Consider the following 24050-nt stretch of genomic DNA (forward strand, 5'->3'; position numbering starts at 1 on the left):
TTAAAGGCGGCGACAAAGTGTGGTCCTGCGGTGATGATCGGCCATGATCGACGCCAAAAAGCCGCTCCGCGTGCTTGTGTCAGAGGGCTCCAGCACCTCCGGCCGCGAGGCGATCACGATCCTGGGGCTGGCCGGCCATCACGTCGAGGTCTGCGACCCCTCGCGCTGGTGCCTGGCGCGCTATTCCCGCTTTGTCCGCACATACCACCATTGTCCGCCGCTGCGGTCGGATCCGGCCGGCTTCTTGGGTTTCGTCGAGCGGCTGCTGGCGTCGCGGCATTTCGACGTACTGCTGCCGACCCACGAGGAGGGCTTCCTGTTCGCCCGCGCCGCGGCGCGGCTGACGTCGCGCACCGGCCTGGCGCTGCCGGATTTCGCCAGCTATCGCGCGGTGCACAGCAAGGCCGGCTTCAGCCGCCTGCTGGACCGGCTCGGCCTGCCGCAGCCGCCGACCCGGATCGTGAACTCGGCCGACGAGCTGCGCGAGGTGGTGCGGTTTCCATCCGTGGTCAAGACGTCGGTCGGCACCGCCAGCCGCGGCGTCTGGTTCGTGCGCGATGCCGGCGATCTCAACCGCGCGCTCTACGATCTCGTATCCGCCGGCGATTTTGCCGGCGAGGTGCTGACGCAGGATCTCATCACCGGCACCGTTGAGAAGGCCCAGTCGGTGTTCTGCCGCGGCGCGCTAGTCGGCTTTCACGCCTACCGGCAGATCGCGGCCGGCGTCGGCGGCGGCGAGGCGATCAAGGAGAGCGTGAGCCGGCCGGCGATCCGTGCCGCGCTCGAGACCATCGGCGCGCATCTCGGCTGGCACGGCGCGCTCTCGGTCGACGTCATCATGCCGCTCGACAGCGCAACGCCGCTGTTGATCGACTGCAATCCGCGGCTGGTCGAGCCTGTCAACGCGTATCGCGCCGGCACTGATCTGGTCGACCTGCTGCTGCGCGTCTCGCTTGGCGAGACGCCGGCGCCGCTTTCCGAGAGCCGCAGCGGGGTACGAACGCATCTCGCGATGCAGGCGCTGCTCGGCAGCGCATCGCGCGACGGCACGCGGCGAGACCTGATCCGGGAATGCGGCCGCATCGCCGCGGGCGAAGGCCTTTATCGGGGCAGCAGCGAAGAGCTGACGCCGGTGCGGCTCGATTGGCTCAGTGCCGTGCCGCTGGCGATGACCACAGCGCTGCTGCTGGCATCGCCGCCGATCGCCGCATCGCTGGCGCGCGGCGGCTTCGGTGCGCATCTGCTCGATCGCACGAGTATCGAGAAGATCGAGGGGAAGCATTTTCTGCGCGATCTCTCAACACGTCGTCCCGGCGAAGGCCGGGACCCATAACCACAGGATTGAATTGTCGAGGAAGGCTGTGGCCCCAGCATTGCGAGACAATCCAATCCTGTGGTTATGGGTCCCGGGTCGCGCTTCGCTTGCCCGGGACGACCTGGGATGGATTTCGGTCAACCCCTACAACGGCTCGTCATCATTGCCGTAGCGATCGAGCTTCGGCGTGGCGATGTCGCCGTCCTCATAATAGTCGTCGTCCTGTGGCGCCGCGGGCGGCGCAGGCTTTTTCGACTTGTCGTCGGTCTTGTCGTCGATCTTGCCGCCGCCCTTGCTCTTCTTTCCGGCCTTGGCCATCCGTTTCCCCTGCGCGGGTCAAATCAGCAGCCGGAATTCTACCCCAGTTCGCCGGTGCTTGTAACGTAAGGAGATGGGCGCGGCCGGTCACACCCGCCGCGCCGATAGCTCAAAACGTCGCGCCCGCCTTGACCATGTAGGTGCGGCCGGGCAGCGGATAGGCCGAGAAGCGGCCGGCCGTGAACGAGCTCGCGATGGCGTAGTCGTAATAGAGCGCGTTGAACAGATTGTTCACGCTGAGCGACCAGAAGAAGCGGTCAACCCGCCCGCTGAGCTTGAGATCGGCGGTGGCGTTGCCGGGAATGCGGTTCTGGGTGTTGGCCTGGTCGTTGTCCATGATGCGCGAGCTCCAGGCCCGCACCGTGGCATCGAACACCAGATAGTTCTGCCAGATATTCCAGGTCACGCCGAGATTGCCGGTGTAGCGCGACACCAGCGGCACGTCGTTGCCGGCCCACATTCCTTCGCGGAAGACGGCGCGGGTGATCGCCATGCCGCCGCGCAGGGTGACGCTGTCGCTGACCTTGAGCGAGGCGCTGGTCTCTGAGCCATAGCGGCGGGTGGGATCGAGGTTGACGTTGTAGAACAGCACCGGGTTGAAATGGATCTCGTTCTCGAGATCCATCAGATAGACGCTGCTCTGGACCTGAAACAGGTTGGTCTTGACGCGGAAGCCACCCTCGACGTCCTGCGATGTCTGGGTCTTGAGCTGGAAGTTCTGCGGGATCGGGGCGAAGGTCAGCGGATCGAATGACGGACCCGAGGCGACGCGCTCGTCGACATCAGGCGTGCGGAATGCGCGCGCGGCGCGGCCGAACACCGAGAAGGTGTCGGTGAAGCGATGCTCGGCGCCGACATGCAGCGCGTATTGCGTCTCGTTGCTGTCGAGCGGCGCCGCCTGCGTGTCGAAGGCGAACGGTGCATTCGGATCGTAGCGATCGCGTGCCGACACGCTGGTATTCTGGACGCGCGCGCCGTAGGAGAAATCGGTGGTCGGCAGCACGCCCAGTGTATGCTGCCAGTAGCCGGCCACGGTCTGCTGCTCGATATTGTAGATGTGGTAGGGATCGACGCCTTGATAGGCGCCGCGTGCCTCACGGAACGTCGAATCGTAATAGTCGATGCCGGTCAGGACCGTGGACGGCATCCCCAACATCACGTTCTTGACGCTGAGCCGCGGCGTGATCGACCAGGTCTGTAGCGCGGCATCATTATAGGTCGAGGCGAAGCTGATGGTCGGCGCGGTGCCGAAGAAGCCGCTTTGCGTCTCGCGCTGCCGCCAGCCGCCGTCGACGATGAGGTCGACGCCATTCATCAGCGTCTTGGTGAAGCCGGTGGTGACGCTGGCGGTTTGCTGGTTGGCATAGTCGAATGGCGTCGCTGCTCCTCTGCGATCGGTGAACAGCTCGTTGACGCCGATCGACGGATCGACCAGCCGTCCGCCGGGCAGGCCGAGCTTCTGGTCGCTGCCGGTGACGGTGAGGAAGGCCGTGAAATCGGATGTCGTGTAGTTGACGTTGCCGACGGCGTTGCGCTGGTTGAGCGCATTGTTGACGCGGTAGCCGTCGGACTTGATGCCGTTGCCGTAGAACGAGGTCGACCACGGGCCGGAATTGAGCGCCGCGGAGACCGCGGCCATGCGGGTGTTGAACGAACCGAAGCCGCCTTCGGCCCGGATCGTGGCCGGCGGGCCGCCGGCGCCGGTCTTGGTGATGATGTTGACCACGCCGCCCACCGCGTTGTCGCCGTAGAGCACCGCACCGCTGTTGCCGCGCGTGATCTCGATGCGTTCGATCGAATCGAGCGGGATCGTGGTGAGATCGAAGCCGGCCTTGTCGAAGTCGTTGAGGCGGCGGCCGTTGAGCAGGAACAGGGTGTTGTCGGAGGCGAATGCGCCGAAACCGCGCAGGTCGACCGCGGTCTTGGCGCCGTTCGGTCCGCCATAAAGCGATTGCAACTGCACGCCCGGTACCTGCGCGAGAATCTCCGGCAGCGACTGCACCGGCGAATGCGCGATGTCGTCGGCGGTGATCACGGTCGAGGAAGAGCCGACAATGCCCGCGAACTGGCGGCCACCTGTGCCGCCCGTTCCGGTGGCCGATCCGGTCCCTGTCGAGCCCGATCCGCTCCCGCTGCCCTGTCCTGTGCCCGGCGCCGGGCGGCGCGGGGCCGGCGCTTCGTCAGCGGCCGGCCTGGCGCGCGTGACATTCTGGTCGCCCGGCTTGGTGATTTCGATCGCCGGAAGTTGCTCGGGAGCGGGCGCCTGCTGCGCCCGTGCGGTCGAGATGATGATGGTCGGCACGATCATCGTCGACGCGAGCAGAAGCACGCGGCGGCGCCGGGAGGAAGAGTTGGAGAACATCTAAGTGAGACCTCGGTAACGTCAGTGGCACGTCACCGCGAACCAGTCTCACCATCGTGCTCGCAGGCCCAGCTGCTTGCAGCCTCAAGTGAAGCTCATGCCTGTACTCCCCGACCGGCATCTTCGCGTGTGACCACGGCTGACGGCAGGTCTCCTGGCTCGCGGGTCGTTACCCTTCGTCGCCTTCCCAGGACCGAGATTCCCAGTGGCCTGTGACGAAGGATTCACCGCATACAGTTGCGGGGGCAGCCGCGGCGTTGGGGAAGTTTCCCCGCACCGCATTCCCTTTTCATCTCATGAAAGAACCGTCATGTTCATCTAGGGTTCGGCCGGGCAGCAAAGTCAATCCGGCGGAGGTGGGGCGGCCGCCAGCTGGCCACGGTTTTTGTCGGGTGTCGCTTGTCTGCCACGGCGATCGCTGTAAGAGCATGGATCCAATGAGCGTGCAGGATTTTGCCTTGGCGGCCGAGGTCGCGGCGCGGCGCCGGTGGGGCGCCACCGCGGCGCTGCTCGCGCTCGTGGTCGTGCTGCTGGTGCTCTCGCTCGGCATCGGGCCGGTGCGGCTGTCGCCGCCTGCGGTGATCGAGGCGCTGTTCGGCGGCGGCAGCGACGTGGCGCAGGTGATCGTGCGCGAGATTCGGCTGCCGCGCACCATTTTGGCATTCGCGATCGGCGGTATTCTCGGGCTATCGGGCGCGGCGCTGCAGGGATTGCTGCGCAATCCGCTGGCCTCGCCGTCGCTGTTCGGCGCGCCGCAATCGGCGGCATTCGGTGCCGTGCTGGTGATCGCGCTTGGCCTCGCCGATGTGCGTTCCTACGCGCTGCCGGTGGTGGCGATCATCGCCGCGTTCGGCTCGGTGTTCGCGCTGCTGGTGATTGCCGGCCGCAATGCCGGGCTGTTGATCCTGATCCTCGCGGGACTCGCGATCTCGAGCTTTGCCGGAGCTGCGACCGCGCTGGTGATGAACCTCTCGAGCAATCCGTTCGTGGTGCTGGAGATCGCGTTCTGGCTGCTCGGCTCGCTGGAGGACCGCAGCTTCCAGCACGTGGCGCTGGCGCTGCCCTTCATCATCGCGGGTGCGGCCATCCTGCTCAGCCAGGCGAACGCGTTCCGCGCGCTGACGCTCGGCGAGGAGGCCGCACAGAGCCTCGGCGTCGATGTCGGACGACTGCGGCTCCTCGTGATCACGGGCGTCGCGCTCGGCGTCGGCGGCGCGGTCGCGGTCACCGGCACGATCGGCTTCATTGGCCTCGTCGCGCCGCATCTGATGCGCCCTCTGATCGGTCACGATCCGGCGCGGCTGCTGGTGCCGAGCGCGCTCACCGGTTCGGCGCTGCTGCTCGCGGCCGATATCGCGGTGCGCATCATCCCTTCGACGTCGGACATCAAGGTCGGCGTGCTGACCTCGATCATCGGCGTGCCGTTCTTCCTCTATCTGATCATGCGCGAACGCCGCGCGCTCGGCGGAGGCGTGGCATGACGCTGCTGTCCGCCACCGCGCTCAATGCCTCGCTCGGCAGCCGCAAGGTGTTGCACGATGTCTCGCTGTCGCTGGAAGCGGGCCATCTGGTCGCGCTGGTCGGCCCCAACGGTGCCGGCAAGACCACGCTGCTGCGCGCACTCGCCGGGCTGATTCCATCCGACGGCGAGATCCGGATTGGCGGCGACGCGCTGGCGTCGCTTGCGCTGCGCGAGCGGGCGAAGCGTTTCGCCTATTTGCCACAGGGGCACATGGTGCACTGGCCGCTGCCGGCGCGCGATATCGTCGCGCTCGGCCGCTATCCGCATGGCGCGACCGATCCCGCGCGGCTGTCGCCGAAGGATATCGAGGCCGTGCTGCGGGCAATGCAGGCGGTCGACGTCACTGAATTCAGCGACCGCCGCGTCACCGAGCTGTCCGGCGGCGAGCGCAGCCGCGTCGCACTGGCCCGGGTGCTGGCGGTGGAGGCGCCGGTGATCCTCGCCGACGAGCCGACCGCCTCGCTCGATCCGCGCCACCAGATCGACGTGATGCAGAAGCTGCGCAACGTCGCCGATACCGGCGTGCTGGTCGTCGTGGTGACGCACGATCTCGGGCTCGCCGCGCGCTTTGCCGATCACGTGCTGGTGCTGTCGGACGGGCGGCTGGCGGCGCAAGGTGCGCCCGCTGAGGCGTTGTCCGAGAATGTTCTGGCCCGCGTGTTCCGGGTCAGCGCCTATCGCGCCGAATTTCAGCGCGAGGCCGTTATCGTGCCGTGGGCGGACGTGTGGTGAGGATGCGGCGTCTCGCAGCGGTGGCCGCAGCGGCATGGCTGATGCCGTGTGCAGCCGCGTCCGCCGCCGGCCCGCGCATCGTCTCGATGAATGTCTGCAGCGACCAGCTCGTGCTGTCGCTGGCCGACCCGGACCAGATCCTCGGCCTCAGCCGCTTTTCGCGTGATGCCTGGCAATCCTGGGCCGCCGAGCAGGCGCGAAACTATCCGCTTCTGTCCGGTGAGGCCGAGGATGTGCTGCTGGTCAAGCCCGACCTTGTCGTGGTCAGCCTGTTCGACAAGCGCGCGACGCGCGATCTCTTGAAGGCCAACGGGTTGCACCTGATCGAATTCACGGTGCCGCGCACGCTGGATGAGGTGAGGGACCAGATCCGCGCGATGGGCGACGTGTTGCAGCATCCGGATCGCGCGCGGGCCGAGATCGCGCGGCTCGATGCGGCGATCGCGCGGGCCCGGGCGGCGGCTGATGGTCATCACTATCGCGTGCTGCCGGTGGAGCGCCGCGGCTTTGTCGCAGGTCGCAGCAGCCTGATCAGCTCGCTGCTGGCGGCAACCGGCCTGAGCAACGTGGCCGGCGAACTCGGGCTCGACGCGGGCGGATTTGCTTCGCTGGAGGCAATCGTAAAACTGCGGCCGGATTTCATCCTGGTGTCGGAGGCCGGCGATCGTGCCGAAGACGAGGGCCGCGCCTTCCTGCTGCATCCGGCGCTGGAGCGATTCTATCCGGCCGACAAGCGGATCGTGCTGCCGGAGCGGCTGACCGTGTGCGGCGGCGTGATGCTGGCCGATGCGCTGGATCGGCTGACGGAGGAGCTCAAGCGGGTGACGCGGTAGGAATCTCTATCGTCATTGCGAGCGAAGCGAAGCAATCCATCCTTCCGCTTGCTGCAGCATGGATTGCTTCGTCGCTTCGCTCCTCGCAATGACGGGAAGTGACCTACCCTTGCACCACCGGCCCGCCGGCCTTCTTCCAGGCGTCGATGCCGCCTTCGATATGGGCGGTGTTCGCCAATCCCGCCTTCTTCGCGGCGGCAACGGCCATCGCCGAGCGCTCACCGAAGGCGCAGAAGAACACGACGCGGCGGCCGGTCGCGGCCGCGACTTCGCGCAGCATGCCGCCGGGCTGCAATGTGGCGCAAATCCCGGGATAGGGCGCGTGCAGGGCGCCGGGCAGCATGCCGTGCTTGGCCCGCTCGCCGCTCTCGCGCAAATCGACCAGCAGGATATCGGGCCGGCCGAGACTCGCGATGGCATCGCGCGCGCTGAGGGAGAGGCCTTCCCTGACAAGCTCGTCCTGGTGCAGGCCGACATGCATGTTGGCGGGTACCGCGACGTCCATCATCTTTGGATTCGGGAGATGAAGGTTGTTCATCAGCTCGACATAGTCGTCGATCGATTTCACCTGCAGCCGCGGATTGTAGCGCTTCTCCTCGCCGATCGTGGAGACGGTGTCGCCCTTGTAGTCATGCGCGGGGAACACCAGGGTTTCCTCCGGCAGCTTGAGCAGGCGGTTGAAGATCGAATCGTACTGCGCCCGCGCGCTGCCGTTCTGGAAATCGGTGCGGCCGGTGCCGCGGATCAAGAGCGTGTCGCCGGTGAAGACGCGGTCGCCCATCCGATAGCTATAGGAATCGTCGGTGTGGCCAGGCGTGTACAGCGCTTCGAGGCAGAGGCCCTCGATCGTCACCTTGTCGCCGTCGGAGACGCGCATCGACACCACGTCGGCCTTGCTCTGCTCGCCCATGATGGTGATGCACTGGGTGCGGTCGCGCAGCTCGCCGAGGCCGGTGATGTGATCGGCATGCAGGTGCGTATCGACGGCCTTGACCAGTCGGAGGTCGAGTTCCTGCAGCAGCTTGCAGTAGCGGTCGACCTTCTCCAGCACGGGATCGAGGATCAGCGCCTCGCCGCCGGCGCGGCTCGCGAGCAGATAGCTGTAAGTGCCGGACACGCTGTCAAAGAGCTGGCGAAAGATCATGACGGCTTACCTGTTCTCCGGGTCGAGTCACATGGAGGATATTATTCCATAGATAGGGTCGATTCAAAGCAAATCCATCCCCCAACTAAGCCCATCCCCGTCCTCCTGAGAGCCGCCTAGCGGCGTCTCGAAGGGTGAACGGCCCGGCTCCTTCTGCGGGAGGGGTTATGCGCGTTCAGGCGACGGCGGTGTTAAGGACGGACCAGTGTGTATCCGTTCTCGGTGAGAAGCAGGATCTGTGCGACGCCGACCTGCACGGGGTGGCGGCTGCGATGTAGTCCGGCCGCTTGCCGGTGTCGCGCTCGATCGTGTCGACGGTGTTGAGGCAGATGTCGACCCGCGCGCCCTGCGCGACTAGGCTCTCGACCAGCTTGCGGTTGGCATTGTCAGGCTTGAGCAGCTCGGTGCCCGGGCCGAAGGCGACGATCTCGACCGCGACCTTGTCGGGGTCGTAGTGCTTCATCAGATTGCTCGCGACGCTGATGACGAGGCCCTGCTTCTTCGGATCGTTGTCGGAGAGCTGCAGCACGACCTTGTGCTCGGCGAACGGCTTGTCCTGCAGCGGCGCGAGCTGGGCGCGGGCCGGCGGCGTTGCCAGCGCGACGGCCGTAAGGCCGAGCGCCGCGATGAGCGCGCGCCGCGTCATCCGTGCCTCGCAATGCCCGGGTTGTCCTCGACGCCTTTCAGCGTCACGCCGGGTTCGTCGCGGTTCGGCGGCCGGCCGGAGCGCAGATGCCTGGCCATGACATCCCATATCGGTGCGCCGTTCTGCTGGTTGACCGAGGCCCAGCCCGCGACCTTGTAATGCTTGCCGGCTTCGAGATGCTTGCCGTTGCCGAGCTTCAGCTCGGAAATGCGCTTGCCGACGGTCTCGCCCGGCGTGCAGGTGTAGGCGAGGCCGCCGACGCGGACCATGTCACCGCCCTGCTGATAATAGGGATCGACGTTGAACAGGTTGTCGCAGACGTCTTCCAGCACATCCTTGATCTGGCTGCCGGTCATCGTGGCGACGTAGGTCTCGGGATAGGTGATCGCGGTTTCCGACAGCACGTCTTCCATGGTCAGCGGCTGGCCGGCGAGTGTGGTGAGGCCCCAGCGGAAGCCGGGCGACAGCGCGATTTCGGCGTTGAGCTCGTTCAGCAGCGCATCGCAGATCAGCTGGTCGATGGTGCCGGAGAAATTGCCGCGGCGGTAGAGCAGGCGGTCGGCCGTGCCGAGCTTGTCGCTCCATTCGTCGGCATGCGGATCGCGCATCTTGTCGATCAGCGTCTGCATCGCCGGATCGGGCTTCAAGAGCTCGGCAAACACCGGCAGCAGGCGGTAGCGGAGATTGGCGACCTTGCCCTTCGTGAGGTCGAGATCGAGCACGCCGATGAACTTGCCGTTGGAGCCGGCATTGGTGACCAGTGTGACGCCGCCAGCATTGGTCACCGTGATCGGGATCGGGATCGCGTCATGGGTATGGCCGCCGAGGATGACGTCGATGCCGGTGACGCGGCTGGCGAGCTTGAGGTCGACGTCCATGCCGTTGTGCGACAGCAAAATCACCGCCTCGACCTTGTCGTTGTTGCGATGGCCGTCGACGAGCTTTTGCAGCTCCTCGTCGCGGATGCCGAACTTCCAGTCCGGCGTGAAGCGCTTGGGGTGGGCGATCGGCACGTAAGGAAAGGCCTGGCCGATGATCGCGACGCGATGGCCGCCGATCTCCTTGATGACAGACGGCTTGAACACCCGACCCGAGGCCGGATCGAACGCCTTGGCGTCGTTGAACGCGGCCTCCTCGGTCAGGAATACGTTCTGCGCCAGGAACTCGCCCTTGAAGCGGGAGAGATTGTCGCGCAGCACCTGCTCGCCATAGGTGAACTCCCAATGCCCGGTCATCGCCTCGATGCCGAGCAGATTGGCGGCCTCCACCATGTCGGCGCCGTTCATGGCGTTGGCAAGCCCGGTGCCCTGCCAGAGGTCGCCGCCGTCGAGCAGGATCGAACGCTTCTCGCCGACATCGGCGCGCAGCTTGTCGATCAGCGTCTTCAGATGCGCAAAGCCGCCGAGCCGGCCGAAGCGGACGGCGGCCTTCTCGAACTCGACACAGGTAAAGGCATAGGCATCGGCACTGTCGGGCCGGATGCCGAAGCGGTCGAGGAACGCCTTGCCGACCAGATGCGGCGGCTGGCCGGCCATCGCGCCGACGCCGATATTGACGCCGGGCTCGCGGAAGAACACCGGCTTGAGCTGCGCATGCGTGTCGGTCATGTGCAGGATGCGGGCGTTGCCGAAGCGTTCGAAGTCGTAGACGCTGGCGGTATCGGCACTGCGCGCGAGTCGGGGCAGGCCGGCCACAAGCGTTGCGGCGGCCGAAGCGCTCAGGAAATCGCGGCGGCGGATCATCATCACTCTCTCCGCGCCCCTCTTCACCTCTCCCGCTTGCGGGGGAGGTCGTATCGCATCGCAGATGCGATACGGGTGGGGGCTCTTTCCACACAATGAACGGGGTGAATCGCTGCGAAACCCCCACCCCAACCCTCCCCCGCAAGCGGGAGAGGGGGCGCAGGGAGCTCGCGGGTCAACCTCATCCCAAACTCATCAACGAACTTCCATGTCCTTCCAGCGTTCCTTTTCGCTGGTCGCCTGGAAGATCGATGCCTTTGCCAGCGCCTCGGCCTCCTTGGCCTGGGTGACTGCGGTGTCGAAATCACCAGCCTCACCGGCCTTTTTTGCGGCGGATAGCGTCGAGGCTGTCGTGGTCCACTGGTTGCGCAGCAGGCCTGCTTCCTTGTTGGCGGCCTCAGCCGCGGCGTAGGCCGCCCTGTAGTCGGCTTCGGAGGCGGCGAGGGCTGCGGTTGCCGTCGCGATCAGCAGGGCCGATGCCGCGAAGATGGCTCTGATGGCCGCACTCATGGCCTTGCTCCCGGACCCGAAATCGGCAGGCCATTGCTGACATAGGACAGGTAGTATTCGAGGTTGCGGTACTCGTCGTCCTGCGGATTGAGCGGCACGCCGCGAATCTGGCTGTTGCAGGTGGTGAAGCGGCGGCTGGTCGTGCCCATGCCTGACCATTCCGAGCGGTAGATCGGCATCGCGTTCAGGATGCCGAGCGCCGGCGCCAGCACCTCGGCGCGGATGCGCTCGCCCGGGCTCTGGATGTGGCAGGTGGCGCAGGAGAAATTGAGCTGGCCGCGGCGGGTGTAGAAATACTCCTTGCCGTTCTGATAGGCCTCCAGCGCGCGCGGATCGTCCGGAATCTTGATGTCCATCGGCTTGCCGCGCGAGGTGAAGGCCATGTAGGCAGTGAGCGCCGCCATGTCGTCCTTCACATAGGAGAACGGCGCCTCGCCATTGGCCTCGCGGCAGCGGTTGAGCGCGAGCTCGAGCGTGACGACCTTGCCTTCCTTTTCGTCGAAATAAGGATAGTTCTGGCGGATGCCGATGCCCTGGTTCGGGAAGCAGTCGGCGTAGGTCTTGCCGTTCTTGAACGGCTTCGAGAACATTTCCTTGCCGGCCTCGAGCGAGAACTCGTAGGGCGGAAACTGTTCCTTCTCTTCCCACTGCTTGTGCAGATCCTCATTCATCGAATAGGGACCGTTGACGAAATCCTCGGGCTTCAGCTTGGGGAATTTGCTGGTGAAGAATTTCTGGAACGCGACCTTGTCGGCGGCGGGATCGATGGCGCTGGCCGCGCGCGCCGGCACGCAGGCCAGCACGCCGAGTGCAAGCGTCGCGACTGCCGCGCGGATTGCGAGGCGCCGCGTCATTGAATCTTCGCCGTGGTGGTGTCGGTCGCGCCCTTGTTGTCGACCCAGCTGACCTTCAGATCGTCGCCCTTCTTGCCGCCCTTGAAGGCGAATTTGACATAGGGGTCCTTGGAGACGCCGCCGCCCCAGTCGGCGACGAACACCGGCTTGCCGTCATACTCGAAGGTCAGCACCTGGATGAAATGCGGCGGGATGATCTCGCCCTTGGCGTCCTTGACGAAGCCGGAATCCATCGGATGCTGGATCAGCGCCTGCACCTCGGTGGTGTCGCCGTTTGACGTGGCGCGCACGCGAATGCTCGATGCCATCTGGTTTATTCCTCTGTTATCGCAACGGCCCGTCCGCGGGTTCGCTTCACCTCTCCCGCTTGCGGGGGAGGTCGGATCGCATCGCAAGATGCGATCCGGGTGGGGGCTCTCTCCAAACGAAGAGCATCTATCGTGGCAAAACCCCCACCCCGACCCTCCCCCGCAAGCGGGAGAGGGAGCGCAGCGAGTTTGCGGGTTCGATCGATGCTCATCATGTGCACTAGCCGCCGCAGCCGCCGACGGTGACCTTGATTTCCTTGCTCGCGCTGTAGAGCTTGCCGCCGGCCTCGACGATCACGGTGACGTTGCTGGTCTTGGCCATCTTGATGCGGTTGGCGACGCTCGGCAGCGTGCCGGCCGGAATCCTGTACGAGGCGATCAGCGAGATCGGGTTCTCGCTCACCAGGAACGAGATCGAGGTGACGTCGGCCAGCGTCGTGGTGGCGGAGATCGGCACCACGGCGCCGTTCTCGGCGATCTCGGGTGCGTCCATCTTGACCTTATCCGAGGGCTCGGCGGTCTTGCCGTACAGCGCCTTGATCGCATCGGCCTCGTTCTTCTGCTTGAACGCCTCTTGCGGATATTTGTCGTTGGCGGCGGCGAGCGCCTGCGGCACGTCGAACGGAATGACGCCGAGGCCGATCAGCGCGGCGACGCCCGCGCCCTTCAACACCAGGCGGCGGTCCCTAAAAAATTCGCTGGTCGTGATGTTCATCGAAAAAATCTCCTCAAGCTGATGTCGCCGCGTCACAGCGTCTGCAGGAAGTCCACCACCGCGCCGATTTCCTTCTCGCTCAAAATCCGGTTTCGGCCGAACGGCGGCATCACTGTTTGCGGGTTGCGCTTGGTCTCATCGGTCACGATCGCGATCAACTCGTCGCGGCTGTATTTCGCCTTGAGGCCGGTCAATTCGGGGCCGATCGTGCCGGGCAGCTCGCCGCCCTTGATGACATGGCAGGTCAGGCAATTGCCCTTGCCGCGGTCGAAGGCGAGCTTCTGGCCCTCGGCGGCGGATTGGGCCTGCGCGGGCGCGGCCATGGCGGTGCCGGCCAGCAGCGCCAGGACAAGGGCTGGCTTGGAGAAAGTGGCGATCAAGGACGTTTCCCGGGCTTCAATCTCGATGATCCCATCGCAATATAAGAGTGGAAAGCACAAAGGCCATCGGCTGGCAACTCGGAGAATAGGCGCGTTGCGACGGGGTTAATGCCGGAGAGGTGGTCAGCCTAGACGAGATCAGACCCGTCACCCCAGCGCAACGGCAAAGCCTTTGCGCGGCGATGACGGGTTGGGCTGTATGCGATGCGGGTTCCGCTTTTGCGGATGGATGTGCACGATTTACGAGTGGCTGTTCTAACAGGAGAAGGCGCTGTGGCGGAGTTTGTGGTGGAGTTCGGCAAGGACGGCAGGCCGGTCGAGGCGGACGGGCGGCTCGACGCGGCGGCATTCCACCGCAATCACCAGCCGATCTGGGCGGTCCTGAAGGACTACCTCGCGGGCCGATCCGGCGACGTGCTGGAAGCCGGCAGCGGCACCGGCCAGCACGTCGTCTATTTCGCCGGTCGAACGCCCGACATCATCTGGTGGCCGAGCGACCTCCATGCGGCGCATCTGCGCAGCATCGAAGCCTGGCGCGTGCATGCCGGCCTGCCAAACATCCAGCCGCCGCAACCGATCGATCTGTCCGACCCCGCCTGGTCGCCGGCGCCGCTGGACGGCAAGGGTCCGGACAAACTGCTCGCGATCTTCTGCGCCAATGTGATCCACATCGCGCCGTGGCGCGTCGCCGAGGGCCTGTTCGCCGGCGCCGCACGGCATTTGCGCGCCGACGGCCGGCTGTTCCTCTACGGCCCGTTCAAGCGCGGCGGCAAGCACACCGCGCTCAGCAATGCGGTGTTCGACACGTCGCTGCGCGAACGCGACGCCGAGTGGGGCGTGCGCGACATCGCCGATGTCGAGACTCTTGCGGAGAGTGTCGGCCTGAAGCTCGACGGTACCTTCGAGATGCCGGCCAACAACATGATCCTGATGTTCGTCCGGAAGGATGCGGCTCAATCGTAGAGGGATTAGCCGACTGCGTCCGCCGTAGCGCAGCGTCCGAAGGCGGAAGGCGTAATCCACCATTGTGACGTGCCGCGAACGATGGCGGGTTATGCTTCGCTAGCTCGCCCTGCAAGACCAATATTGGCTTAGCTATAACCCGGGCACCATCAGTCCCCGCGCAGCCGGCAACGTTCGTCGGCAATCCCGGCACTGCTGCTTCACCTTTGTCAGCCGCCGTCGTCGATCGCCAGGCTTTCCTCGTTGATCCAAGATGTGTCATTTGACACACCGGTAGTGTGTGAAATAGCATACTCGGACGACGGAGGCCAGAATGACGAGGCGACTTTATCCGGCTGTGCTGGAGCGCGGGCCGCGCGGCGCGTTCGGGGCGTGGTTTCCCGACTTTCCCGGCTGCGTTGCCGGCGGCAAGTCGCAGGAAGAGGCGATCGAGCGGGCCGAGCGGGCGCTGGCGCAGGCGGTCGACGGCTGGGTCGAGCAGGGCCACGGGTTGCCGGAGCCGACGCCGATCGAGCGGATCGTGCCGCCCAAGGGCTCCGACGTCGCCGCCTTCTTCATGGTTGGCGTCGATCCGCCCGATCCATCCGAGCGCGTCAACGTCTATCTGCCGAAAAGCCTGATTGCGCGCATCGACAAGCGCGCCGCCGAGCTCGGCATGAGCCGTTCGAGCTTCTTCGGCTTTGCGAGCTCGCTCGCGCTCGAATGGCCGGGCGGATATCCGCGCGGCGCCCCGATCGCGCCGCGCTCCAAGGTGCACAAGACCGGCGCGCTGCGCGCCGAGAAGCGGCCGGGCAAGAAGCCTGCGCGGTAGGTGACGCGCGATGTAACACGCGTGACGTCGTCCTGGCGAAAGCCAGGACCCATTACCCCAAATGCTGGTTGTTGCGCGTAGCTGGGGCCGCGATTCCTCTCACGACAAAACTCGGTGGTTATGGTCCTGGCTTTCGCCAGGACGACGCCGGGTGTGAGTATTCGACCAGGCCAACCCTCGTGCGCCTCCCGCATGGCCTACGTCCGTTTGCGCCGGTTGATCGGCCTGCACCTGCTCTCCATAGTGCGCGCGATTGGAGGCTCCCGCTGGGGCTTCAAGGCGGGACGACCGATGATCGACGTGACGGCTGCGGACGAAATCAGCGATGACGCGCGGGCGCGTAGCAATGTGTGGCGGCTTGCGGCGGCGCAGGCGCTGACCGGCGCCAATTCGGCCGTGATCTTCGCCACCGGCTCGATCGTCGGTGCGACGCTGGCACCCGACATCTCGCTCGCGACGGTGCCGCTCTCGATGTATGTGCTCGGGCTTGCCGCCGGCACGCTGCCGACCGGCGCGATCTCGCGCGCCTATGGCAGGCGGGTCGCCTTCATCGTCGGCACCTTCTGCGGCACGCTCACCGGTGCGCTCGGCGCCTGGGCGATCCTGCACTCGTCGTTCTGGCTGTTCTGCGGCGCGACCTTCCTCGGCGGGCTCTATGGCGCCGTCGCGCAGTCCTATCGCTTTGCCGCCGCCGACGGCGCCAGTGTCGCGTTCCGGCCCAAGGCGGTGTCGTGGGTGATGGCCGGCGGCGTGTTCGCCGGGGTACTCGGGCCGCAGCTCGTGCAATGGACCATGGACATCTGGCCGCCTTATCTGTTCGCGTTCTCCTTCGTGATGCAGGCGCTGGTCGCGCTGGTGGCGATGGCGGTGCTGTCGGGTGTCGACGCGCCGAAGCCCGCGGCGGCGGATCTGCATGGTGGCCGCCCTCTGCGCGAGATCGCCAGGCAGCCGCGCTTCATTGCCGCCGCGCTGTGCGGCGTGATCGCCTATCCGATGATGAATCTGGTGATGACCTCGGCGCCGCTCGCGATGAAGATGTGCGGGCTGTCGGTCAGCGATTCCAATTTCGGCATCCAGTGGCACATCGTGGCGATGTACGGCCCGAGCTTCTTCACGGGCTCGCTGATCGCCCGCTTCGGCGCGCCCGTCATCGTCGCGCTAGGGCTGGCGCTGGAGGCGGTCGCCGCGATGATCGGCCTGTCCGGCATCACGGCACCGCACTTCTGGGCGACGCTGTTCGTGCTCGGCATCGGCTGGAACTTCGCATTCGTCGGCGCCTCCGCGCTGGTGCTGGAAACGCACCGGCCGCAGGAGCGCAACAAGGTGCAGGCGTTCAACGATTTCCTGGTGTTCGGCATGATGGCGATCGGTTCGTTCTCGTCGGGCCAGCTGCTCGCGCATTACGGCTGGAACGCCGTCAATATGGTGGTGTTTCCGCCGGTGCTGCTTGGCCTTGCCGTGTTGTCGCTGGCGTCATTCGCCAAGCGGCGGGCGAAATTGCGCGCGGTGGACGAGATTCCAGACCCCAGCATCTGAGGCGCGATGACAACCGGTTGAATCGTCATCGCGCTCCACCTTGTTGTTTGAGCATGATCTTTTCGGAAAATCGCTTCGCACTTTTCCGGATCATGCTCCTGCTGCCAATTGCTGACACTTCGATCGACTTCGAAATGATCGGCTTGCAAGGCTGCTCACATCGTGGGAACGGATTGGTCCGGTCCTGACGATGTGAGAAGCAAGAGCAAGAAATGGACGCATCATCGCCCACGCTGCATGACGAATCCTCGCTCGGCTACGAAGGCTGGCGCATCGTCGTCGTCTGCTTCCTGCTTGCCACCTTCGGCTGGGGATTGGGCTTCTATGGACAGAGCGTCTACGTCGCCGAGCTGCAACGGCTGCACGGCTGGCCGGCGTCGCTGATCTCGTCGGGCACGACCTTCTTCTATTTGTTCGGCGCCGCGCTGGTGGCCTTCGTCAGCGAGGCGATCAAGGCGTTCGGTGCGCGCAGCTGCCTGATCGCGGGCACCCTCGCGATGGCGGTTGCGGCGATTGCGATCGGCGAGGTGCGTGAGCCCTGGCAGCTCTATCTCGCCGACGCGCTATTGGCGTTCGGCTGGGCCGGCACCAGCCTCGGCATCATCACCAACACGCTCGGTCTGTGGTTCGACAGGAAGCGCGGCATGGCGATCAGCCTGGCGCTGAACGGCGCCAGCTTCGGCGGCATTGTCGGCGTGCCGCTGCTGGTGGCGGGGATCGGCGCTTTCGGCTTCTCCGGCGCGATGATCGCGGCCGCCGTGCTGCTCGTCGTGGTGATGGTGCCGGTCATCCTGATCTTCGTCGGGCCGCCACCGGTGCATCTGCATGCGGTGACTTCAGCGGCGGCCGATGCGCCGTCGGCGACCCAGGTGCGCGCCCGGGCTCTGCGCGACATCCGGTTCCTCTCAGTGTCGATCGCCTTCGCGCTGGTGCTGTTCGCCCAGGTCGGCTTCATCGTGCATCTGATCGCCTATCTCGATCAGGTGATCGGGCGCGAGCGCGCGACGGTGGCGATGGCGCTCTTGACCGCGATGGCGGTGGTCGGCCGCGTCTCGTTTTCCTTCGTGATCGACCGGCTCAACCAGCGGCTGGCGTCGGCGCTGTCCTTTGTCAGCCAGGCGATCGCGCTCGTCATCATCATCAATGTGCGCAACGACGTCGCGCAGATCGCCGCTTGCGCGCTGTTCGGCTTCTCCGTCGGCAATCTGATCACGCTGCCGGCGCTGATCGTGCAGCGCGAATTCGATCCGCGCGCGTTCGGGGTGCTGGTCAGCCTGATCACCGCGATCAACCAGATCACTTACGCTTTCGGCCCCGGCGTGATCGGGCTGCTGCACGACCTCTCGGGCAGCTACACGCTGCCGTTCTACGGCTGCATCGGCCTGGAGCTGATCGCGGCGGTGACGATCATGATGAAGGCGAAGTAGAACCGCGTTCCTTCCGCGTTGCGGAATTATGCCGCCCGCTGCTTCAGCAGATCCTCCAGGTCCAGCCGTCGCGTGAACATCGAAAGCTTGCCGTCCGCGCTGCGCGGCCATTCGGCTTCGGGCCGGTCCCAATAGAGCTCGACGCCGTTCTCGTCGGGGTCGCGCAGGTAGAGCGCCTGGCTGACGCCGTGGTCGCTGGCGCCATCGAGCTGGATGCCGGCCGACAGCACCCGATGCAGCGCATCGGCGAGCGCCGGGCGGGTCGGATAAAGGATGGCGGTGTGGAACAGGCCGGTGGTGCCGTGCGGCGGTGGATGGCCGCCCTTGCTCTCCCAGGTGTTGAGGCCGATGTGGTGGTGATAGCCGCCGGCCGAGATGAAGGCCGCGTCCGCGCCCATGCGCTGCTGCAACTCGAAGCCGAGCACGCCGCAGTAGAAGCCGAGCGCCCGCTCGAGATCAGCGACCTTGAGGTGCACATGCCCGATCCGCGTGCCCGCGATGATTGGGGGATTTTCTGGCATGAGCTGGCTCCGTTGGCATCAATGCCGTGCCGTCAGGTGCAAGGCTTCGCCGCCTGATATAGTCCGGATTTGCCGGCGCCGGAGCAATCCATGCTGAAACGCAGCGTTTCCGAACGGCGCCACGGCCGGCTGAGCCTAGCAGAGCTCCGACAACTCGCCGCCCGGCAGCTGGAACTCGAATGTGTTCAGCGTCATCGACACCATGGTGTAGTAGCCGCAGAGGCCGATCACCTCGACCAGGCCGCGCAGGCTCAGCACCTCGACCGCCTCGTCATACAGTCCCTTCGGCAGGCCGTGACCTTCATGCAGCGCCTTGGCGACGTCGTAGATCATCTTGGCCTTGGGATCGTCGAAGCTCGGCGTCCGGCGCACCCGAATGTCCTCGATGATCTTCGGATCGAGGCCACCCTTCAGCGCGAGGCGCTTGTGGGCATACCATTCGTAATGCGCGGTCCAGTGCCGGGCGGTGACGAGGATCGCAATCTCCGACAGCTTCGGCGGGAAGACCGTGTCGAAGCGCAGCACCTCGCCGAGCCGCGTGGCATGCCGCGCCATCTCCGGGCTGTTGAGCCAGGCCATCATCGGTGCCGGTGGCGCGCCGCGCTTGCCCGAGATCGACTCGTCGTAGGTTTCTTTCTGGGCGGGGTTCATTTCGCTAGGCGAAAGCAGCTTCAGCCGCATGTCCGTTTCCTCTTGTTTTTCAATCGTTACCCCGTCTCGGCGATACACCCGATCGCGTGAGGTGAGTAGCGACGCCAGAGCATGGCGCGGCTGCGAGGCATATTGAACTCGGCGGCCGCGCGGGGCTAAGGTCGATTCCAATTCGACGACTTTGACTGGAAACGCACCATGGCTGACCTCGAGAAATTCCGCGCTGAGACCCGCGCCTGGCTGGAGCAGCACTGCCCGGCGGAGATGCGCAAGCCGATGACCTCCGATGGCGACACCTTCTGGGGTGGCCGCAACACGAAATTCTCGTCGGACGCGCAGCGGGCCTGGTTCGAGCGGATGCGCGACAAGGGTTGGACCGTGCCGCATTGGCCGAAGGAATATGGCGGCGGCGGCCTCGACGGCGAGGAAGCCAAGATCGTGCGCCAGGAGATGGCGGCGATCGGCGCGCGCCAGCCGCTGACCTCGTTCGGCATCTCGATGCTCGGACCGGCGCTGCTGAAATACGGCACCGAGGAGCAGAAGAAGGAGCATCTGCCGAAGATCACTGCGGGCCTGATCCGCTGGTGCCAGGGCTATTCCGAGCCGAACGCCGGCTCCGACCTCGCCTCGCTGCAGACCCGCGCGGTGGGCGACGGCGACGACTACATCATCAACGGCCAGAAGATCTGGACGTCCTACGCCAACTATGCCGACTGGATCTTCTGCCTGGTGCGCACCGATCCCGCGGCCAAGAAGCACGACGGCATCAGTTTCATTCTCTTCGACATGACCTCGAAGGGCGTATCGACCAAGCCGATCCTTTTGATCTCGGGCTACTCGCCGTTCTGCGAAACCTTCTTCGACAATGTCCGCGTGCCGAAGTCGCACGTCGTGGGCACCGTCAATCGCGGCTGGGATGTCGCGAAGTATCTGTTGCAGCACGAGCGCGCGATGATCTCGGGCATGGGCGAGCGTGGCGTCGGCCGTCCGCTCGGCCAGATCGCGGCCGACTCGGTCGGCGCGGACGCGCAAGGGAAGCTCGACGACGCCCAGCTGCGCAGCCAGATCGCGAGCTTCGAGGTCGACGAGGCCGCGCTCGCCGCGGCGGCGGAGCGCGCGGTCGATCTCGCCAAGGCCGGGCAGTCGCATCCGGCGTTCTCGTCGGCGATGAAATATTACGGCACCGAGCTCAACAAGCGGCGCTACGAGATCCTGATGTCGGCGGGCGGCATCGACGCGCTGGAATGGGAGAGCGACCGCTCCCGGGGCGGCGCCCGTCCGCGCGCCTGGCTGCGCACCAAGGCCAACTCGATCGAGGGCGGCACCTCGGAGGTGATGCTCGGCATCGTCGCCAAGCGCATCCTCGACCTGCCGGGCGCGTAAACTCTCCGCCGTCATGGCCGGGCTTGACCCGGCCATCCACGCCTTTGTGGCGGCAGGCTCAAAACGTGGATGCCAGGCTCAAGGCCGGGCATGACGACATCTTGGAATTCAACTGAACAAACGACCAACACAGAGTTACCGGATCCACCCATGGCCCTCGTCCTCACCGAAGAACAATCCATGCTGCGCGACAGTGCGCGCGGTCTCATCAGCGACAAGGCGCCGGTGGCGCATCTGCGCTCCTTGCGCGACAGCAAGGACACCACCGGCTTCTCGCGCGAGCTCTGGAAGACCTTTGCCGAGATGGGCTTCTCCGGCCTCCTAGTGCCGGACACCTTCGGCGGCAGCGGGCTTGGCTGCGTCGAGGCCGGCATTGTCATGGAGGAGATCGGCCGCACCTTGATGCCGTCGCCATTCCTTGCCACCTCGGTGCTTGCGGCCTCAGCGCTGTCGCGCGGCGGCAGCGAGGCGCAGAAGGCGCAGCATCTGCCAAAGATCGCCAACGGCTCGCTGCTCGCGGCGCTGGCGATCGATGAAGGTGCGAAGCATCGCCCCTTGCAGACGAAATTGCAGGCGACACGCTCCGGCAACGGCTTCAGGCTGTCCGGCGACAAGGCCTTCGTGGTCGACGGCCATACCGCCGATCTGCTGATCGTCGCGGCGCGCACGGCCGGCGGCGCCGGCGACAAGAACGGCTTGACGCTGTTCCTGGTCGATCCGAAGGCGAAGGGCCTCGCGGTCGAGCGCACCGCGATGGTCGATTCGCACAACGCGGCGCGCATCGTGTTCGACAATGTCGAGGTCAATGCCGACAGCGTGCTCGGCGAGGTCGATCAGGGGGGCGGGCTGCTCGAGGGCGTGCTCAATATCGGCCGCGGCGCGGTCGCGTCCGAAATGGTCGGTCTTTCCGAAGAGGTGTTCGGCCGCACCGTGACTTATCTTAAGGAACGCAAGCAGTTCGGCAAGGCGATCGGCGAATTCCAGGCGCTGCAGCACCGCGCCGCCGAGCTCTACATCGATATCGAGATCACCCGCGCCGCCGTTCTGAAGGCGCTGCAGGCGCTCGATGCCGATCTGGGCAAGGCGGGCAATGCGGTCGCGGTGGCCAAGGCGCGCGCCGGCACCACCGCGACGCTGGCCGTCCAGGAGGGTGTGCAGATGCATGGCGGCATGGGCATGACCGACCAATTCGACATCGGCTTCTTCATGAAGCGCGCCCGCGTCTGCCAGGAGCTGTTCGGCGACAGCAATTTTCACACCGACCAGCTGGCGAGCGGCAAGGGCTACTGAGCGCGGGCGACGGCGCCGCGCAACGCGCTGTCGCCACACAACAGGCTGTCATCGCCCGGCTCGCCCGGGCGATCCAGTATTCCAGAGACAGTCGTATTTGAGCGGAGAAGCCGCGGCGTACTGGATCACCCGCGTTCGCGGGTGATGACAGCGGTGAGGTGGATCGGAATAGGCTCGTCATTGCGAGCGACGCGAAGCAATCCATCTTTCCACGTGCGGAGAAATGGATTGCTTCGTCGCTTCGCTCCTCGCAATGACGATGGAAAGAGTCTAGCGAATCGGCGGCGCGTATTGGACGCCGCCGGCGTTCCAGAGCTGGTTCATGCCGCGCGGAATCTTCAGCCTGGAATCGGCGCCGACGTTGCGGTCGTACACCTCGCCGTAATTGCCGACATGGCGGATGATGCGCACGGCCCAGTCCTTGGTCAGGCCGAGATCCTCGCCATAGGAACCCTCGGTACCGACCAGCCGCATCACCTCCGGCTTCTTCGACTTCAGCGCCTCGTCGATATTCTTCGAGGTGATGCCGAGCTCTTCGGCGTTGATCATGGCGTAGAGCGTCCACTTCACGATCATCATCCAGTCGTCGTCGCGCAGCCGGACCACCGGCGCCAGCGGCTCCTTGGAGATGATGTCGGCCAGGATGGTGTGGTCGCTCGGCTTGGAGAGGTTGAGCCGCAGCGCATAGAGCTGCGAGGCGTCCGACGTCAGCGTATCGCACTGGCCGGTGTCATAGGCCTTCACGACGTCCTCCAGCTTGTCGAACTTCATCTCCGTGTACTTCATGTTGTTGGCACGGAAATAGTCGGCGAGGTTGAGCTGCGTCGTGGTGTTGGCCTGCACGCAGACCTTGCTGCCGTTCAGGTCGAGCGCGGAATCGATGTTGCGCGAGCGCGGCAGCATGAAGCCCTGGCCGTCATAATAGGCGACCGCCGGGAAATAGAGGTCGTAATTGGTCTCGCGCGACATGCTCCAGGTGGAGTTGCGCGAGAGGATGTCGACCTTGCGGTTCTGCAGCTCCTTGAAGCGTTCGCTGGCGTCGAGCGGAACGAACTTTGCCTTCGACGGATCGTCGAAGATCGCCGAGGCCACGGCGCGGCAGAAGTCGACGTCGAAGCCGGTCCAGTTGCCCTTGTCGTCCGGGATCGAGAAGCCCGGCAGGCCCTTGTTGACGCCGCACAGCACGTCGCCGCGGCGGACGGTGCGCTTCAGCGTGCGGGTGTCGTAGCGCTCATAAGTGATGGCGGCGGCCGCAACCAGCGCGGCGACCGCGAGCCCGATCGTCAGGCCGCCTCGAAATGTACGCATGGGTTCTCTCTCGCGAATGATCGGGGAAAAACAGGTCGGATATCGAAGGCGGGTGGGTCGAGATTACAGTTCGGGCTTCTGCCGGATGATCACCTTGGTGCCGACGGGAACGCGATTGTAGAGATCGGCGACGTCGGCGTTGACCAGGCGGAAGCAGCCGGACGAGATCGCGGTGCCGATGGTGTCGGGCCGGTTGGTGCCGTGGATGCGGTACACCGTGGTGCCGAGATACATCGCGCGCGCGCCGAGCGGATTGCCCGGGCCGCCCGCCATGAAGCGCGGCAGATAGGGCTGGCGGGCGATCATTTCCGGCGGCGGGGTCCAATCCGGCCACTCGGCCTTGCGGGTGATGGTCACCAGCCCCTGCCACTGGAAGCCGTCACGGCCGACGCCGATGCCGTAGCGGAGCGCGCGGCCGTTGCCTTGCACGAGGTAGAGATGGCGCTCGGCGGTGGAGACAATGATGGTGCCCGGCGCCTCGTTGGTCCGGTAGTAGACAACCTGCTTCTGCCATTCCGGATCGAGCTCGTAGCTGTCGTCGGCGACCAGGCCCGGCTCGTCGGCATCGGGGCGGCTCTGGGCAAAGCCTTGCGATGTCGACAGCACGAGCGCGCCCGTGGCGATCAACATCCAGACCAGGTGACGAAGTTTCGTCATGCAAAGCTCTCCTTGTGGCGCAGCGGCCAATGGTTGCTCCACCCAAATCGCAGGAGCATCAAATCTCAGCGGCAGCTTGATGGCAAGTTTAGGGCGGGCGTCACACTATATCACTGTAATGC

23 protein-coding genes, 1 pseudogene and 1 riboswitch are annotated in these 24050 nt (G+C 65.4%); of the genes and pseudogenes, 10 read left to right on the forward strand and 14 right to left on the reverse strand.

The genetic code is table 11. The annotated features are described in order from the left end of the window. Positions 1-43 precede the first annotated feature (43 nt). Positions 44-1333 (forward strand): ATP-grasp domain-containing protein, encoded by a 1290-nt coding sequence (locus tag HU230_RS35920; RefSeq protein ID WP_176534135.1) that lies wholly within the window; start codon positions 44-46, stop codon positions 1331-1333. 126 nt (positions 1334-1459) lie between these two features. Here the strand turns inward: HU230_RS35920 and HU230_RS35925 are convergent, their stop codons facing one another. Together HU230_RS35925 and HU230_RS35930 are read right to left on the reverse strand one after the other, a co-directional pair. After that, positions 1460-1633 carry a hypothetical protein gene (locus HU230_RS35925; RefSeq protein ID WP_176534134.1) on the reverse strand — a complete coding sequence of 58 codons (174 nt, stop codon included), beginning with the start codon at positions 1631-1633 and terminating at the stop codon, positions 1460-1462. Positions 1634-1742: 109 nt separating this feature from the next. Then, complete coding sequence (locus HU230_RS35930) at positions 1743-3995, reverse strand: TonB-dependent receptor (RefSeq protein WP_420840819.1); 2253 nt, start codon at positions 3993-3995, stop codon at positions 1743-1745. A 127-nt stretch (positions 3996-4122) separates the two neighbouring features. Next, positions 4123-4320: riboswitch (cobalamin riboswitch) on the reverse strand. A 112-nt stretch (positions 4321-4432) separates the two neighbouring features. Here HU230_RS35930 and HU230_RS35935 point away from each other — a divergent pair. From HU230_RS35935 to HU230_RS35945, 3 genes are read left to right on the forward strand one after another with little or no spacing between them, the layout of a single operon-like run. Then, positions 4433-5476 (forward strand): FecCD family ABC transporter permease, encoded by a 1044-nt coding sequence (locus HU230_RS35935; RefSeq protein ID WP_176534133.1) that lies wholly within the window; start codon positions 4433-4435, stop codon positions 5474-5476. Then, a complete protein-coding gene (locus HU230_RS35940) occupies positions 5473-6249 on the forward strand; it encodes an ABC transporter ATP-binding protein (RefSeq protein WP_176534132.1) in 777 nt (258 codons plus the stop codon). The genes HU230_RS35935 and HU230_RS35940 overlap by 4 nt, the downstream gene beginning before the upstream one ends. A 2-nt stretch (positions 6250-6251) precedes the next feature. Continuing rightward, complete coding sequence (locus HU230_RS35945) at positions 6252-7082, forward strand: ABC transporter substrate-binding protein (RefSeq protein WP_176534131.1); 831 nt, start codon at positions 6252-6254, stop codon at positions 7080-7082. Between the two features lie 103 nt (positions 7083-7185). On the opposite strand, the gene HU230_RS35950 is transcribed toward HU230_RS35945, so the two are convergent. From HU230_RS35950 to soxX, 8 genes and pseudogenes are all read right to left on the reverse strand, one after another. Then, complete coding sequence (locus HU230_RS35950; RefSeq protein WP_176534130.1) at positions 7186-8226, reverse strand: MBL fold metallo-hydrolase; 1041 nt, start codon at positions 8224-8226, stop codon at positions 7186-7188. Between the two features lie 191 nt (positions 8227-8417). After that, positions 8418-8872, reverse strand: a pseudogene (locus HU230_RS35955) (DsrE family protein). After that, positions 8869-10617 carry a thiosulfohydrolase SoxB gene (soxB, locus tag HU230_RS35960; protein ID WP_176534128.1) on the reverse strand — a complete coding sequence of 583 codons (1749 nt, stop codon included), beginning with the start codon at positions 10615-10617 and terminating at the stop codon, positions 8869-8871. Before soxB ends, HU230_RS35955 begins: the two are co-directional and overlap by 4 nt. A 192-nt stretch (positions 10618-10809) precedes the next feature. After that, positions 10810-11124: a hypothetical protein gene (locus HU230_RS35965; RefSeq protein ID WP_176534127.1), complete on the reverse strand. Its 315-nt coding sequence runs from the start codon at positions 11122-11124 to the stop codon at positions 10810-10812. After that, positions 11121-11978, reverse strand: coding sequence for a sulfur oxidation c-type cytochrome SoxA (soxA, locus tag HU230_RS35970; protein ID WP_176534126.1), 858 nt, complete (start codon positions 11976-11978; stop codon positions 11121-11123). The genes HU230_RS35965 and soxA overlap by 4 nt, the downstream gene beginning before the upstream one ends. Continuing rightward, the gene (gene soxZ / locus HU230_RS35975) at positions 11975-12286 is read right to left on the reverse strand and encodes a thiosulfate oxidation carrier complex protein SoxZ (protein ID WP_050419904.1); all 312 of its coding nucleotides are present in this window, start codon (positions 12284-12286) and stop codon (positions 11975-11977) included. The genes soxA and soxZ overlap by 4 nt, the downstream gene beginning before the upstream one ends. A 220-nt stretch (positions 12287-12506) precedes the next feature. Further along, positions 12507-13001, reverse strand: a complete 495-nt coding sequence (gene soxY, locus HU230_RS35980; RefSeq protein ID WP_176534125.1) for a thiosulfate oxidation carrier protein SoxY — start codon at positions 12999-13001, stop codon at positions 12507-12509. A gap of 32 nt (positions 13002-13033) precedes the next feature. Then, on the reverse strand, positions 13034-13324 hold the full coding sequence (soxX, locus tag HU230_RS35985; protein WP_092126535.1) for a sulfur oxidation c-type cytochrome SoxX: 291 nt from the start codon (positions 13322-13324) through the stop codon (positions 13034-13036). 330 nt (positions 13325-13654) lie between these two features. Between soxX and HU230_RS35990 the strand changes: the two genes are divergently transcribed. The 4 genes from HU230_RS35990 (at position 13655) to HU230_RS36005 (ending at position 18118) form a co-directional block, all read left to right on the forward strand. Beyond that, on the forward strand, positions 13655-14344 hold the full coding sequence (locus HU230_RS35990) for a DUF938 domain-containing protein (RefSeq protein WP_176534124.1): 690 nt from the start codon (positions 13655-13657) through the stop codon (positions 14342-14344). Positions 14345-14657: 313 nt separating this feature from the next. Next, a complete protein-coding gene (locus HU230_RS35995) occupies positions 14658-15155 on the forward strand; it encodes a type II toxin-antitoxin system HicB family antitoxin (protein WP_176534123.1) in 498 nt (165 codons plus the stop codon). Between the two features lie 291 nt (positions 15156-15446). After that, a complete protein-coding gene (locus HU230_RS36000) occupies positions 15447-16691 on the forward strand; it encodes an MFS transporter (protein ID WP_176535264.1) in 1245 nt (414 codons plus the stop codon). Positions 16692-16903: 212 nt separating this feature from the next. After that, positions 16904-18118: an MFS transporter gene (locus HU230_RS36005; RefSeq protein WP_176534122.1), complete on the forward strand. Its 1215-nt coding sequence runs from the start codon at positions 16904-16906 to the stop codon at positions 18116-18118. Positions 18119-18144: 26 nt separating this feature from the next. On the opposite strand, the gene HU230_RS36010 is transcribed toward HU230_RS36005, so the two are convergent. Together HU230_RS36010 and HU230_RS36015 are read right to left on the reverse strand one after the other, a co-directional pair. Next, positions 18145-18639: a VOC family protein gene (locus tag HU230_RS36010; RefSeq protein WP_176534121.1), complete on the reverse strand. Its 495-nt coding sequence runs from the start codon at positions 18637-18639 to the stop codon at positions 18145-18147. A 135-nt stretch (positions 18640-18774) separates the two neighbouring features. Beyond that, positions 18775-19320 carry a carboxymuconolactone decarboxylase family protein gene (locus tag HU230_RS36015; RefSeq protein ID WP_176534120.1) on the reverse strand — a complete coding sequence of 182 codons (546 nt, stop codon included), beginning with the start codon at positions 19318-19320 and terminating at the stop codon, positions 18775-18777. Positions 19321-19488: 168 nt separating this feature from the next. Between HU230_RS36015 and HU230_RS36020 the strand changes: the two genes are divergently transcribed. Next, positions 19489-20673 (forward strand): acyl-CoA dehydrogenase family protein, encoded by a 1185-nt coding sequence (locus HU230_RS36020; RefSeq protein WP_176534119.1) that lies wholly within the window; start codon positions 19489-19491, stop codon positions 20671-20673. A gap of 150 nt (positions 20674-20823) precedes the next feature. Next, positions 20824-21963, forward strand: coding sequence for an acyl-CoA dehydrogenase family protein (locus HU230_RS36025; RefSeq protein ID WP_176534118.1), 1140 nt, complete (start codon positions 20824-20826; stop codon positions 21961-21963). A gap of 270 nt (positions 21964-22233) precedes the next feature. Here the strand turns inward: HU230_RS36025 and HU230_RS36030 are convergent, their stop codons facing one another. Together HU230_RS36030 and HU230_RS36035 are read right to left on the reverse strand one after the other, a co-directional pair. After that, positions 22234-23271 carry an amino acid ABC transporter substrate-binding protein gene (locus HU230_RS36030; protein WP_092122571.1) on the reverse strand — a complete coding sequence of 346 codons (1038 nt, stop codon included), beginning with the start codon at positions 23269-23271 and terminating at the stop codon, positions 22234-22236. Positions 23272-23334: 63 nt separating this feature from the next. Continuing rightward, positions 23335-23928, reverse strand: a complete 594-nt coding sequence (locus HU230_RS36035; RefSeq protein ID WP_176534117.1) for a L,D-transpeptidase — start codon at positions 23926-23928, stop codon at positions 23335-23337. Between the last annotated feature and the right edge of the window lie 122 nt (positions 23929-24050).

The sequence above is a fragment of the Bradyrhizobium quebecense genome, assembly GCF_013373795.3.
Taxonomy (GTDB): Bacteria; Pseudomonadota; Alphaproteobacteria; order Rhizobiales; family Xanthobacteraceae; genus Bradyrhizobium; species Bradyrhizobium quebecense.